Source organism: Litorisediminivivens sp. KMU-197 (assembly GCF_056858395.1).
Genome location: NZ_JBXEQG010000012.1, coordinates 82,711 through 96,095, shown reverse-complemented (window position 1 = coordinate 96,095; position 13,385 = coordinate 82,711). Strand labels below are relative to the sequence as shown.

At 65.6% G+C, this 13,385-nt stretch carries 14 protein-coding genes; 10 read left to right on the top strand and 4 right to left on the bottom strand.

Annotated features, from left to right (window positions below; genetic code table 11):
• Nucleotides 1-289 precede the first annotated feature (289 nt).
• Genes AC04PT_RS18235 through msrP form a run of 3 tightly spaced genes read right to left on the bottom strand, consistent with a single transcriptional unit; the run spans nucleotide 290 to nucleotide 2,274 of the window.
• Nucleotides 290-733, bottom strand: a complete 444-nt coding sequence (locus tag AC04PT_RS18235) for a DUF302 domain-containing protein (protein WP_482875212.1) — start codon at nucleotides 731-733, stop codon at nucleotides 290-292.
• An 18-nt stretch (nucleotides 734-751) separates the two neighbouring features.
• Entirely contained in the window at nucleotides 752-1,369 is a 618-nt protein-coding gene (gene msrQ, locus AC04PT_RS18230; RefSeq protein WP_482875211.1) for a protein-methionine-sulfoxide reductase heme-binding subunit MsrQ, read from the bottom strand.
• The gene (gene msrP / locus AC04PT_RS18225) at nucleotides 1,369-2,274 is read right to left on the bottom strand and encodes a protein-methionine-sulfoxide reductase catalytic subunit MsrP (protein WP_482875210.1); all 906 of its coding nucleotides are present in this window, start codon (nucleotides 2,272-2,274) and stop codon (nucleotides 1,369-1,371) included. Before msrP ends, msrQ begins: the two co-directional genes overlap by 1 nt.
• 259 nt (nucleotides 2,275-2,533) lie before the next feature.
• Between msrP and AC04PT_RS18220 the strand changes: the two genes are divergently transcribed.
• Nucleotides 2,534-3,781: a calcium-binding protein gene (locus tag AC04PT_RS18220; RefSeq protein WP_482875209.1), complete on the top strand. Its 1,248-nt coding sequence runs from the start codon at nucleotides 2,534-2,536 to the stop codon at nucleotides 3,779-3,781.
• Between the two features lie 93 nt (nucleotides 3,782-3,874).
• Here AC04PT_RS18220 and clpB read toward each other — a convergent pair whose 3' ends face one another.
• Entirely contained in the window at nucleotides 3,875-6,493 is a 2,619-nt protein-coding gene (gene clpB, locus AC04PT_RS18215; RefSeq protein WP_482875208.1) for an ATP-dependent chaperone ClpB, read from the bottom strand.
• Nucleotides 6,494-6,719: 226 nt separating this feature from the next.
• Between clpB and AC04PT_RS18210 the strand changes: the two genes are divergently transcribed.
• The 9 genes from AC04PT_RS18210 to AC04PT_RS18170 all read left to right on the top strand — a co-directional run bounded on the left by AC04PT_RS18210 (nucleotide 6,720) and on the right by AC04PT_RS18170 (nucleotide 13,250).
• Complete coding sequence (locus tag AC04PT_RS18210) at nucleotides 6,720-7,022, top strand: hypothetical protein (protein ID WP_482875207.1); 303 nt, start codon at nucleotides 6,720-6,722, stop codon at nucleotides 7,020-7,022.
• 168 nt (nucleotides 7,023-7,190) lie between these two features.
• The gene (gene pyrF / locus AC04PT_RS18205) at nucleotides 7,191-7,889 is read left to right on the top strand and encodes an orotidine-5'-phosphate decarboxylase (protein WP_482875206.1); all 699 of its coding nucleotides are present in this window, start codon (nucleotides 7,191-7,193) and stop codon (nucleotides 7,887-7,889) included.
• A gap of 86 nt (nucleotides 7,890-7,975) precedes the next feature.
• Nucleotides 7,976-8,839, top strand: a complete 864-nt coding sequence (locus tag AC04PT_RS18200) for a branched-chain amino acid aminotransferase (RefSeq protein WP_482875205.1) — start codon at nucleotides 7,976-7,978, stop codon at nucleotides 8,837-8,839.
• A gap of 265 nt (nucleotides 8,840-9,104) precedes the next feature.
• Nucleotides 9,105-9,560: a universal stress protein gene (locus AC04PT_RS18195; RefSeq protein ID WP_482875204.1), complete on the top strand. Its 456-nt coding sequence runs from the start codon at nucleotides 9,105-9,107 to the stop codon at nucleotides 9,558-9,560.
• 36 nt (nucleotides 9,561-9,596) lie between these two features.
• Nucleotides 9,597-10,382, top strand: a complete 786-nt coding sequence (locus AC04PT_RS18190) for an alpha/beta fold hydrolase (protein ID WP_482875203.1) — start codon at nucleotides 9,597-9,599, stop codon at nucleotides 10,380-10,382.
• Between the two features lie 80 nt (nucleotides 10,383-10,462).
• The gene (locus tag AC04PT_RS18185; RefSeq protein ID WP_482875202.1) at nucleotides 10,463-11,026 is read left to right on the top strand and encodes a NifU family protein; all 564 of its coding nucleotides are present in this window, start codon (nucleotides 10,463-10,465) and stop codon (nucleotides 11,024-11,026) included.
• Complete coding sequence (gene tsaB, locus AC04PT_RS18180; RefSeq protein ID WP_482875201.1) at nucleotides 11,016-11,645, top strand: tRNA (adenosine(37)-N6)-threonylcarbamoyltransferase complex dimerization subunit type 1 TsaB; 630 nt, start codon at nucleotides 11,016-11,018, stop codon at nucleotides 11,643-11,645. Before AC04PT_RS18185 ends, tsaB begins: the two co-directional genes overlap by 11 nt.
• On the top strand, nucleotides 11,635-12,072 hold the full coding sequence (rimI, locus tag AC04PT_RS18175; protein ID WP_482875200.1) for a ribosomal protein S18-alanine N-acetyltransferase: 438 nt from the start codon (nucleotides 11,635-11,637) through the stop codon (nucleotides 12,070-12,072). The genes tsaB and rimI overlap by 11 nt, the downstream gene beginning before the upstream one ends.
• Nucleotides 12,073-12,245: 173 nt before the next feature.
• Nucleotides 12,246-13,250 (top strand): BMP family lipoprotein, encoded by a 1,005-nt coding sequence (locus AC04PT_RS18170; RefSeq protein WP_482875199.1) that lies wholly within the window; start codon nucleotides 12,246-12,248, stop codon nucleotides 13,248-13,250.
• Nucleotides 13,251-13,385: the final 135 nt, after the last annotated feature.

Genomic DNA, 13,385 nt, shown 5'->3' with positions numbered 1-13,385 from the left:
CTATCTAAGGATTACTCCCCGAACCCGCAAGCAGTTTTTTCCGCGTTGCCGCATCTTTTTTCAAGTTCTCCTCGAAGTCCCCTGAAATCAGCATGTTACGAAGTCATTTTTTTGACCATTCGGTTTGTTTCCGGGCGCTGGCTTGGATCTCGGAGAGGGGCTTGGCGGCCTCTGACGACTCGGATCCGGGTGGTCCACAGGGTTATCCACCGAAATGGCCGCAAATCAGGCCGTGTGAATCGAAAAACGGCCCCGCGGGGCCGTCCTCCGAACCGACTCGGGGTCGAATCTATTGCGCGGCCTTGGCCGTCAGCGACTCGAGCGCCTTGGCCATTGGCTGGGTCACCGCTTCCGGCAGCGCGCCGTCGGCGAGATCGGCAAGCCGTTCGGCCGGCTCCTCGTAGGCCAGCCAGACGCCGCCCTCGCGGTCTTCATAGACCAGCACCTTCAGCGGCAATCCCAGCCCGGTCTCGCGATATTCGACCATCGCTGGCGTGCCGACCTTGGGATTGCCGAAGATCAGCAGTTCCGAAGCGCCGATGTCCATGCCGACATCCTGCGCGCCCTTGCCGTGATTGACGCGGGCAAACAGCGTGGCCCCTGCCCCGTCGATCGCGGCTTCCAGCGCGTCGGCGGCTTCGGGCACGGTCTTGTCGGTGGCGACCTTGACGGTTTCCGCCGCAAGCTGGCTGGCAGCACAGAGCGGCAGGGCAAACAGAAGCGTACGCAACATGAGATATCTCCAGCGGGTTCAGGCCGCGCTCTGCCGGGCAAAGCGGCGGCGAAGTTTCCTGGGCTCGATCCGCAGGACAAGCAGACCGACGATACCTGTCAGATAGGCCAGCGGCTCCAGTTGGAAACCTTTCGCCAGCATCACGTAATGGACAGCGCCCAGCAGGACCGCCGCATAGGTCAGCCGGTGCAGCTTGCGCCAGCGCGGCCCCAGCCTGCGCACCGACCAGTTGTTCGAGGTCACTGCCAGCGGGATCAGCAGGGCGAAACCGGCCATCCCCACGGTGATATAGGGGCGTTTCACGATATCGGCCCAGATCTGCGACAGAAGCTGCACGTCCAGCACCAGCCAGACCAGCAGATGCATCGCGACATAGAAGAAGGCCATCAACCCGATCGCCCGGCGGAACCGGATCAGGTTGATCCCGGCAAACCGGCGCAGCGGGGTCACCGCCAGCCCGGCGATCAGCAATTGCAGTGCAAACTCGCCCAGCCGGTGCTCCAGCGCCTTGATTGGCTCGGCCCCCAGCCCTCCGGTCAAGCCGAGGTAAAGGAACCAGGCCGCCGGCAGCGGCAGCACCAGATAAAGCAGCCAGGCCGGCACCCGGCGCAGCGCGGCATTCAGCGTGTCGATCATCAATAAAACTTCCGCAGGTCCATGCCTTCGTAGAGGCCGGCCACCTCCTCTTCGTAGCCGTTGAACATCAGCGTCGGGATCTTGCGTGCGAACAGCCCGCCGCCGATGCGCCGCTCGCTGGCCTGCGACCAGCGCGGATGGTCCACCGTCGGGTTCACGTTGCTGTAGAAGCCGTATTCGCGGCCCAGCGCGGTATTCCACGCCGTCGGCGGCTGGGTGTCGGTCAGGGTGATGCGGACCACCGACTTGATCGACTTGAAGCCGTATTTCCACGGCACCACAAGCCGGAGCGGCGCGCCGTTCTGGTTGGGAATGTCACGGCCGTAGATCCCGGTCGCCATGATCGTCAGCGGGTGCATCGCCTCATCCAGCCGCAGTCCCTCCAGATAGGGCCAATCCAGCACCGGGTATTTCTGGCCCCACATCTCTTCTGGACGGTAGAGCGTTTCGAAGGCCACGTATTTCGCGCCCGACTGCACCCCGGCCATATCCAGCAGGTCGGCCAGTTCGAAGCCGTTCCACGGCACCACCATCGACCAGGCCTCGACGCAGCGGAACCGGTAGAGGCGTTCCTCGACGGTCATCTTCTTCATGATGTCCTCGAAGGCATAGTCGCCGGGCTTGTCGACCAGACCGTCGATCTTCACCGTCCAGGGATCGGTGGTCAGCACATGGGCATTGCGGGCAGGATCTTCCTTGCCGGTGCCGAACTCATAGAAGTTGTTGTAGCCGGTGATGTCTTCCCAGTCGTTGGGCTCCAGCGCCTCTTCCATCGCCAGCGCCGGGCGGGCCAGCGACGCCAGACCCAGCCCTGCCACACCACCCATCAACTGCCTGCGGTTCAGATAGGCGCTTTCGGGCGTGACATCCTTGTCTGTGAGTGTGTTGGTCCAGCGAAAGGCCATCGTTGTTCCCTTTTTTCATGGGTTATGGGGTGCGGTCGCCAGCACCCCGGTCAAGTCCTTATCTAGGCCGACCCTTGTCGGGCTCAAAACCACGTCTGCTCAACTCTGCGTGGCCTTCCTGTAACGTTCCCGCCCGCCCCGCCTGCGCGGCCTGCGTCGGGCGAACGCCCATGCCGGCCTTGAGATGGCCCAACTTCAACCACAATCGCCCGGCAACACTGATGTGTTTCATGGTTAATGCAGCGACAGGAGGTTTGCGTTGCAGTTCTCAAAGTATCTGCCCGACGGCACCCGCCTGTTCATCGATCCCGCAACGCCGGCTTACGGCAGCCCGTTTGCGGCCTTGCTTCGCGGCACCTCGCTCGACGATATCCTCGAAGGTTTCGGCGGTGCCGATGTCCTGCGGGGCGGCTATGGCAACGATTTGCTGATCGGCGGGGCCGGCGATGACAGCCTGCGCGGCAACTGGGGCGCCGACACCCTGCGGGGCGGCGACGGCCACGACTGGCTGTCCGCCGGCGGAGACAACGATCTGCTGTACGGCCACGCCGGCAACGACACGCTGCGGGGCGGCAACGGCCACGACGCGCTGCACGGCGGATCAGAGGACGATCTGGTCAACGGCGGCAACGGCAATGATACGGTGAACGGCGACGCGGGCGATGACGAGCTGATCGGCGGCAAGGGCAACGACCTGATGTCCGGCGGGATCGGCGACGACATCGCCTTTGGCGGCAATGGCAGCGATACAATCAACGGCGGCGCGGGGAACGATTTGCTGTCCGGTGCCAGCGGCAACGACACCCTGTCGGGCGGCCACGGCAACGACACCCTGCGCGGAGGCAATGGCAACGACAGGCTGGAGGGCGGCAGCGGCAACGATGGCCTGCACGGCGGCTCGGGCGACGATATGATGGTGGGCGGCGCGGGCCATGACCGGATTATCACGGGCAATGGCAATGACACCGCCTCGGGTGGCGCAGGCAACGACATGCTTTCGGGCGGAAACGGTGCCGACGACCTTGCCGGCGGGGACAATCACGACCGGCTCTATGGCGGCACCGGCAACGACACGCTGTCGGGCGACCGGGGAAACGACCACCTTTTCGGTGGCAGCGGGCACGACGTGATCGACGGCGGCGGCGGACGTGACATGATCTGGGGGTCTTCGGGACGCGACCAGATGAACGGCGGTGCCGGCAACGACAGCCTGCGTGGCGGATCCGGCGACGACACGCTCAATGGCGGCAGCGGCGATGACCTGCTGCTTGGCGGCCATGGCGCCGACCTCTTTGTCTTCGAGGCAGGCTTCGGCCATGACAGCGTGCAGGGCTATGGCCACGGGGCGGACCAGTTGGACCTGACGGCACTCAACCTGACCGACGTGACCGACCTTGTATTCAGTGACACCGCGGAAGGCCTGTCCATCTCCGTGCCGGAGGGCGACACGATCCTGATCGAGGGCGCGACGCTCACCAGTTTCGACTTGGACACCATCCTGATCTGATGCCCATCGAAGGCAGGCCCTCATCACCACACAGGCCGCTCACGTGAAAAGGCGCGCCGGTCTCCCGGCGCGCCTTCATCATTTCTCAAGCATTCAGTGAACCACGGCATCGTCCGGTTTCGGACGATTGCTCGCCGCGACCCGGTCGCCGATGATCAGCCCCTCGGTCCCGGCGCTGACGTGCACCGTGTCACCGTCGGCGATGTCGCCCGCCAGCAGCATCTCGGCCAGCGGATCCTGCAGGGCGCGCTGGATCACCCGCTTCAGCGGACGTGCGCCATAGACAGGGTCATAGCCCTCCTCGGCCAGCCACTTGCGCGCCGCGTCGTCCAGATCGAGCGTGATCTTGCGCCCCGCCAGCCGCTTGAGCAGCCGTGCAAGCTGGATTTCGACGATGCCCGCCATATCCTCGCGTGCCAGCCGGTCGAAGATGATCATGTCATCCAGCCGGTTCAGGAACTCGGGCCGGAAATGCGCCCGCACCGCGTCCATCACGTCCTGCTTGGCCTTGGCAGCATCGGCCCCTTCCGGCAGCTGGCTCAGCGCCTGCGACCCCAGGTTCGACGTCAGGATGATCAGCGTCTGCTTGAAGTCCACGCGATGGCCCTGACCATCGGTCAGCACACCGTCGTCGAGCACCTGCAAGAGCACGTTGAACACCTCCGGGTGCGCCTTCTCGACCTCGTCGAACAGCACAACCTGATAAGGCCTGCGCCGCACCGCTTCGGTCAGGACGCCACCCTCGTCATAACCGACATAGCCCGGAGGCGCACCGATCAGACGGCTGACGCTGTGCTTTTCCATGAACTCCGACATGTCGATCCGCACCATGGCGTTATCGTCGTCGAACAGGAAATCGGCCAACGCTTTGGTCAGCTCGGTCTTGCCGACGCCCGTCGGCCCCAGGAAGAGGAACGAACCCAGCGGCCGGTTCTCGTCCTGAAGGCCCGCCCTTGCACGGCGCACCGCATTGGATACGGCCTTGAGCGCCTTGTCCTGCCCGATAACGCGATCGTGCAATTGCTCTTCCATGCGCAGCAGCTTGTCGCGCTCGCCTTCCAGCATCTTGCCGGCGGGGATACCCGTCCAGCGCTCCACGACCGAGGCGATCTGGTCCGGCCGCACGGCCTCTTCGACCATGACACCGTCCTGCTCCTGCTCCTCGGCCTCGCCGAGCTGCTTTTCAAGCTGCGGGATCACGCCGTAGCTAAGCTCCCCGGCCTTGGCCAGGTCACCGTTACGCTTGGCGATGTCCAGTTCCGCGCGGGCGTGGTCGAGCTGCTCCTTCAGGTCACGGGCCGAAGCCAGCTTGTCACGCTCGGCCTGCCACTTGGCGGTCAGTTGCGCCGACTGGTCCTGAAGATCGCCCAGCTCCCTTTCCAGCTTCGCCAGCCGGTCCTTGGACGCCTGATCGTCCTCTTTCCGCAGCGCTTCCGACTCGATCTGCTTCTGCAGGATGTCGCGGTCGAGCGCGTCCAGTTCCTCGGGCTTCGAATCCACCGCCATCCGCAGCCGCGACGCGGCCTCGTCCATCAGGTCGATGGCCTTGTCCGGCAGGAACCGATCAGTGATGTAGCGGTGCGACAGTTGCGCCGCCGCCACCAGCGCCGAATCCGAGATCCGCACACCATGGTGCAGCTCGTACTTCTCCTTGATACCGCGCAGGATCGAAATGGTGTCTTCCTCGGTCGGCTCCTCCACCATCAGCGGCTGGAACCGCCGGGCCAGGGCCGCATCCTTCTCGACATGCTTGCGGTATTCATCAAGCGTGGTCGCGCCGACACAGTGCAGTTCGCCGCGCGCCAGCGCCGGTTTCAGCAGGTTGGAGGCGTCCATCGCCCCGTCCGCCTTGCCCGCGCCCACCAGCGTGTGCATCTCGTCGATAAACAGGATGATCTCGCCCGCCGCCGCAGTCACCTCAGACAACACCGCTTTCAGGCGCTCCTCGAACTCGCCGCGGTACTTTGCGCCAGCAATCAGCGCACCCATGTCGAGCGACAACAGGCTCTTGTTCTTCAGGCTCTCGGGCACATCGCCGTTGACGATGCGCAGGGCAAGACCTTCGGCAATCGCCGTCTTGCCGACGCCCGGCTCACCGATCAGAACGGGGTTGTTCTTGGTCCGGCGGCTCAGCACCTGCATCGCGCGACGGATTTCCTCGTCCCGGCCGATGATCGGGTCGATCTTGCCTTCGCGGGCACGCTCGGTCAGGTCCAGCGCGTATTTCTTCAGCGCGTCATACCCTTCCTCGGCCGATGCGGAATCCGCCGTCCGACCCTTGCGGATGTCGTTGATCGCCGCATTCAGCGCCTGCGCGTTGACCGCACCGGCCTCAAGCGCCTTACGAGCCTCGGATTTCACCATGGCCAGCGCCATCAGGATGCGTTCGACGGGGACAAAACTGTCGCCGGCTTTCTTTGCCAGCTTCTCGGCCTCGTCCAGCACCTTGCCGGTGGTGCTGTCCAGATAAACCTGCCCCGCGTCACCCGACACCGCCGGGATCTTCGTCAGCGCAAGGTCGTTGGCCTGCACCACGCGCTCGGGCGCGCCGCCCGCACGTTTGATCAGGTTGGCCGCAAGGCCTTCCTCGTCGTCAAGCAGGGCTTTCAGGATGTGTTCGGGGGCAAGCCGCTGGTGGCTTTCCCGCATTGCGATGGTCTGGGCGGCCTGAATGAATCCGCGCGACCGTTCCGTGAACTTCTCCAAGTTCATGGTGTCTCTCCTTATATCAAGCGCCCGATTGTGGGTCTGCCCGGCTGCGCGGCACATCCCCTAGTGGGCCTTCCGGATAGATTTGGGCACGGTCCCGGTTGTTTCAAGAACCTGTGAGGAGGTTTTGCGACAGCCTGAATTTTCGCCTCGGGAACAACTTGACAATCCCCGCGTTGTCGGAGTGCGGACCGATGATCCGCAAGAGCAGTAAATGGAGGCAGGAAACATGCCACTCAAGACCCGTATCACCGATGTCCGTCACGACGCCGAGACAGGGTGCTTCCACGCTCACGTCACACTGATCGACGGCACCGACAGCTACACCTATCCGGCTGAGTACGCCGCCCCGATCGATATCGAGGCCAGCCAGATCAGCGCCGGGCTCACCGCGGCCGCACGCCGGATGCACGACCCGAAGACCTGCACCCTCACCAAAAGCCGGGTCGAACACGCGCCGGACGTAGCCAGCCACGTGTTTCAGACACAGCCCAACTACCTCGGCCAGATCATCGATCGGCTTTGCGCCTGAGGCAGCTCCCCGCCACATCATGACACCGCAGTCCCGGATCTGATCCGGGACCCTCCTCCCCCTCCCCGTTGCATCTTGGTCGCCCTGACAGGCAGAAACCCCTTGCATCGCGGTGCCCACTTGGCAAAACCCTCCCCAGCCCGTCCCTCGCGCCAAGGAGCCTTGCCAATGCCCCCCCATGACGACCGCCTGATCGTTGCTCTCGACGTCCCCAACGCCGTCGCGGGCCTCGACCTTGCCGACCGGCTCGGCGACACAGTCAGCTTTTACAAGATCGGCCTCGGCATGCTTACCGGCGGCGGGCTGGCACTGGCCAACGAGCTCAAGCAGGAACGCGGAAAGCGCATCTTCCTCGACATGAAGCTGTTCGACATCGGCGCCACCGTCGAGGCGGCCGTGCGCGGCCTGGCGCAGTTCGACCTCGACTTCCTGACCGTGCACGGCGATCCGCAGGTGGTCCGCGCCGCCAAGGCGGGGGCTGCCGGAAAGGACCTGAAGATCCTCGCCGTCACCATCCTCACCTCCTCCGACCGCTCCGATCTCGATGACAACCTCATCATGGCCGGTGACGTCCCCGACATTGTGGCCACCCGCGCCACGCGGGCCTTCGAGGCCGGTGCCGACGGGGTGATCGCTTCGGCGCAGGAAGCCGCGATGATCCGCGCCCTGCCCGAAGCGCAAGGCCGGCTGATCGTCACGCCCGGCATCCGCCCCGCCGGCAGCGCCGCCGGCGACCAGAAGCGCATCGTGACCCCGGCCAAGGCCGTGGCGGACGGTGCCGACCACATCGTCGTCGGCCGCCCTGTGTGGCAGGCCGACGATCCGCGCGCCGCGGCACAGGCCATCATCACCGAACTCGCAGGCTGACATTGGAAGGGTGCGCCGCACCCATCCGCCCCCCTCTGGACCTCTCCCGCCCGCCCGCATAGGGTCCGCCGCAAGGAGGACCGCAGATGGCGACAGGCACCGATATCCGCACCTATTTCGATGGCCGCTGGCACGACGGGGACATCCCCGTCATGAAGGCCGCCGACCACGGATCCTGGCTCGGCTCCACGGTCTTCGATGGTGCCCGCATGGCCCACGGCCTCACCCCCGACCTCGACCGCCATTGCGCCCGCGTCAACCGCTCGGCCGAAGCCCTGATGATCACCCCGACGGTGACCACCGACGACATGGTGGCGATCATCCACGAGGGCCTGAAGGCCTATACCCCCGACACCGCCGTCTACATCCGCCCGATGTACTGGGCGCTCGAGGGCGATTACCTCGGCGTGGTGCCCAAGCCCGGCCACACCGGCTTCGCGATCTCGCTCGAGGCGATCCCGATGGCCCCCGAGGATTCCACCACCACCCTCACCCGGACGCAGTTTCACCGGCCGGTGCTAGCCGACGCGGTGGTCGATGCCAAAGCGGGTTGTCTCTATCCCAACAACGCGCGCATGCTGGCCGAGGCCCGCGCCAAGGGCTTCGGCAACGCGCTGGTCGCCGATGCGCTGGGCAACGTGGCCGAGACCGCGACTGCCAACATCTTCATGGTCCGCGACGGCGTGGTCTTCACGCCGGTCCCGAACGGCACCTTCCTTGCCGGCATCACCCGTGCCCGGCACATCGAGAACCTGCGCGCCGACGGCACCGAGGTGGTGGAAAAGGTGCTGAGCTTCGCCGATGTCCATGCCGCGGACGAGGTCTTCATGTCCGGAAACATGATGAAGGTGACACCGGTCACCGGGTTCGACGACACGCAATACCAGGTCGGGCCGGTCACGCGCCGGGTGCGCGAACTTTACTGGGATTGGGCCGCGTCGGGGCGCTAGGCGCGTCGGGGGGTCTGTTGTGGCGTTGGCGGACCTTCGCTATGAACGCCAAGCGCATCAACAGCGGCCGCAGGCCGCCGCGCATCGTCATGCCGAACGCATGCCTCCGGCGCGACGCCGCCCGCCGGCACGGCGATGCGCGGCTTTGCGTCCGGCGGCAACTCCAAGGTCCGCTCAAGGCAAGACCTCCCCGCTCCCTCCCCCCGGATCCCCCATTGTCCCCTTGCACAAACCCATGCATGATCCCTGCGCAAGGAGAGACCCGATGCGCAAGTTCCTCGTCGTGCTCGACGACAGCCGTGAATGCCTCAACGCAATGCGCTTTGCCGCCATGCGCGCCAGTCGTACCGGCGGCGGCGTGGCGATCCTGTCGGTGATCCCACCGGACGAATTCAACCACTGGATCGGCGTCGGCGAGGTCATGCGCGAAGAGGCCCGCGAACGTATTCACGCGCATTTCGAGGTCTTCGCCAAGTGGATGCGCGATCGCCAGAACGTCGATCCCGAACTGGTCATCCGCGAAGGCGAATCCGTCGACCAAATCATCGCCCAGATCCAGGACGACCCCGAAATCGGCGTCCTCGTCCTCGGCGCCGGCACCGGCAAGAAGGGTCCCGGCCCGCTGGTCACCCAACTGACCCGAAATTCCGGATCACTGCCCATCCCAATCACCATCGTTCCCGGCGATCTGTCGAAGGAGCGACTGGAAGCGATCACCTGAGGCGTTGGGAACGCAAGCGTAGACCGAGGAACCGTGATGCACACTGCAGATTGCCTTACCGAAGGACGGGGGCCAGCGGTGGTGCTTCTGCACTCCAGTGTCGCCGGAGCAGGACAGTGGCGCGGCGTCATGGCCCAGCTGAAGGACAGCTACCGTCTCATCGCGCCCAATCTGCACGGATACGGCGCCACTCCGGGCTGGAGCAGGCACCACCGCCAGAGGCTTGCCGATCAGGCCGACCTCATCGACCCTCTCCTGCCTCCGGATGATGCTCCCTTTTCGATCATCGGTCATTCCTTCGGCGGTGCCGTCGCCATGGAGCTTGCCGCGCGGCACAGCACGCGTGTGCGGCGCTTGGTGCTGATCGAGCCGAACCCTTTCGCGATCCTTGCCTTTGCGGGACGCGGCACCGCCCACGCCGAGGCAGTGACGTTGCGCGACTGTATCAAGCGCAACGGCGCCACCGGCGACTGGTCCGCCGCGGCCGAGGTCTTTGCCGACTATTGGACCGGCAAGGGAAGCTGGGCGGCGATGCCCGCGCCACGGCGTGTGAAATTCGCCGAAGCCCTGAAGCCCAACTTCCACGAATGGGATGCGGTGATGGACGACCCCCGGACAGCGGCGGACTGGGCCGCTCAGCTACCAGGCGACGCCACCGTCATATGGGCCGACGATACCACCCGGTCGATCCTCGAAATCGTGGACCTGCTGCGCTTGGCAGCGCCGTCGTGGCGGTATGAGACGCTGCCACGCGGCGGCCACATGGCCGCCCTGACCCACTTGGGCGACATCCTTCCGCTGCTCAGGCGGGGGTTGGCCTGAAGCCGTTTAGAACCATTCCAAACATTGACATCCGCGCCGCCCGTCCGCATATCTGAGCCAAGCGATAAGGACCCCAGCCGATGTTCATCCAGACCGAATCCACCCCAAATCCTGCGACGCTGAAGTTCCTGCCCGGCCAGACCGTGCTCGAAACCGGCACCGCCGATTTCCCCAACGCCGACGGCGCGGCGGCGTCGCCCTTAGCGACGCGCCTTTTCGCGGTCGAGGGTGTCGAGGGCGTGTTCTTCGGCCATGATTTCGTCACCGTGACCAAGGCCGAGGCCAAGGAATGGGATCATCTGAAACCCGCCGTTCTCGGCGCGATCATGGAGCATTTCCAGTCCGGCGCGCCGGTCATGGCGGGCGACGTCGGCGGGTCTTCCGGCCATGCCGAACACTCCGGCGAGGATGGCGAGATCGTAAACCAGATCAAGGAGTTGCTCGACAGCCGGGTGCGGCCCGCGGTGGCGCAGGACGGCGGCGACATCACCTTTCACGGCTTCGACCGCGGCGTCGTCTACCTGCACATGCAGGGCGCCTGCGCCGGCTGCCCGTCGTCCACGCTGACGCTGAAGATGGGCATTGAGAACCTGCTGCGCCATTACATCCCCGAGGTGACCGAGGTCCGCCCCGTTGCGGTCTGAACCTCTGGTTCTGGGATTCGATACATCGGCCGCGCATTGCGCGGCCGCTTTGCTGTGCGGCGACCGGGTCTTGGCCGCGCGGCGCGAAGACATGTCGCGCGGACAGGCGGAACGGCTGTTTCCCCTGCTGCAAGAGGTGCTGGCCGAGGCCAGCGTGACATGGCACGACCTGTCGGCGCTCGGTGTCGGGATCGGTCCGGGCAATTTCACCGGCATCCGCATCTCGGTGGCGGCCGCCCGCGGATTGGCGCTCTCGCTCGGGATCCCCGCGGTCGGGGTCGGCGCGCTGGAGGCCGCCGCCTTCGGCATCGAGGCACCCGTCACGGCCGTGATCGACGCTCGCCGCGAGCGCATCTATGCGCAGCGCTTCCCGGGCGGAAGCCCGGCGCTGCGCGACATCGCCAGCGTCTCGCCCGACACTCCGGTCACAGGCCCCGCCGCCGACCTCATTCCCGGTGCCGAGACCGTGCCGCCGCGCCACGCCATCGCCGAAGCCACCGCCCGCATTGCCGCGGAACGCTTCGCCACACATACCAGCCCCCCCGCACCGCTCTATATCCGCGCCGCCGATGCCGCGCCGTCGCGCGATGCGCCGCCGGTGCTGCTCGATGACGCCTGACGCGCTGGCCGCGCTGCATGAAGCCGCCTTCGCGCCGTCGCGCGGCTGGAGCACGGATGAATTCGAAAACTTCCTCGCCGATCCCGCCTGCCTGCTGGTCGCCCGGCCACAGGGCTTCGCACTCGCCCGCGTCGTCCTGGACGAGGCCGAACTGCTCACCATCGCCACCGACCCGGCGCATCGGCGGCAGGGCGTGGCGCGTGCACTGATCGACACCCTCCTCGCCGCGCTGGCGGACCGGGGTGCCACGGTGGTCTTCCTCGAGGTTGCCCAAGACAATGCCCCCGCCCGCGCGCTTTACCGCGCCGCCGGCTTCACCGAGGCAGGTCGCCGCAAAGGCTACTACCCGCGCACCGGGGCGGCGCCGGTCGATGCTCTTTTGCTGCGAAAGACCGTGCACCCGGGCGGATCTCCGTCCCGGACCTGATCCGGGACCTCACCGCCAGCCCCCTTAACCCCCCGTTTCCCCAGCGGAAGCGCGCAAGAATCGGTTGACCCTCCGGCGCCAACCCGGCCTTAATCGGCCATGATCCGGGACAACCCGGACAGTGACCCAGTTGCGGGGCTGCTTCGCCTCGCCTTATTCCAACGGGAGCAACCATGACCTTCATGCACAAAATCCTTGCCAGCACAGCCACTGTCGCGCTGACCGCAGGCGCCGCTCTGGCCGAACCGGCGCTGATCTACGACCTCGGCGGCAAATACGACAAAAGCTTCAACGAAGCCGGCTTCAACGGCGCCGAGCGCTGGAAAGAGGAAACCGGCGGTGAATACCTCGAGATCGAACTGCAATCCGAAGCCCAGCGCGAACAGGCCCTGCGCCGCTTCGCCGAGGCCGGCGCCAACCCAATCGTGACCACCGGCTTCGCCATCGCCCCGGTGCTCGAGGAAGTCGCCCCCGATTATCCCGACACCAAGTTCGTCAACATCGACGGCTTCCTGCCCGAAGTGCCCGAGAACGTGCAGATGATCGCCTTCCAGGAACACCAGGGCTCCTACCTCGTCGGCATGCTGGCGGCGATGGCCTCCGAGAGCGGCACCGTCGGCTTCATCGGCGGCATGGACGTGCCACTGATCCGCCACTTCGGCTGCGGCTATGCCCAGGGCGCCAAGGCCGTCAACGAGGATATCGAGATCGTCGCCAATATGACCGGCACCACGCCGACCGCCTGGAACGACCCGGTGAAGGGCTCGGAACTGGCCAAGGCGCAGATCAGCCAGGGCGCCGACGTGATCTATGCCGCCGCCGGCGGCACCGGCGTTGGCGTTCTTCAGACCGCCGCCGACGAAGGCATCCTGTCGATCGGCGTCGACAGCAACCAGAACCACCTGCATTCCGGCAAGGTCCTGACCTCGATGCTCAAGCGCGTCGACGTGGCCGTCTACAACGCTATGATGGCCGGCGAAGACCTCGAAACCGGCGGCACACAGGTGCTGGGCCTCGAAGAGGACGGCGTCGGTTATGCGGTGGACGAGCACAACGAAGCGCTGCTCACCGACGAGATGAAGGCTGCGGTCGAAGAGGCCAAGCAGAAGATCATCGACGGCGAAATCGAAGTGGTCAGCTACTACGAAAACGACAGCTGCCCGGTCCTGAACTTCTGAGCCATCACGCCCGATTGGACTGAGGCCGTGCCGGGCGACCGGCGCGGCCTTTCCCATCGCGCGGCCCCCCCCTGCCGCGACGCGATGGGCAATTGCCTCTTTGCAAACCGCCCGCGCTTTGCAACTCTGGCCCCG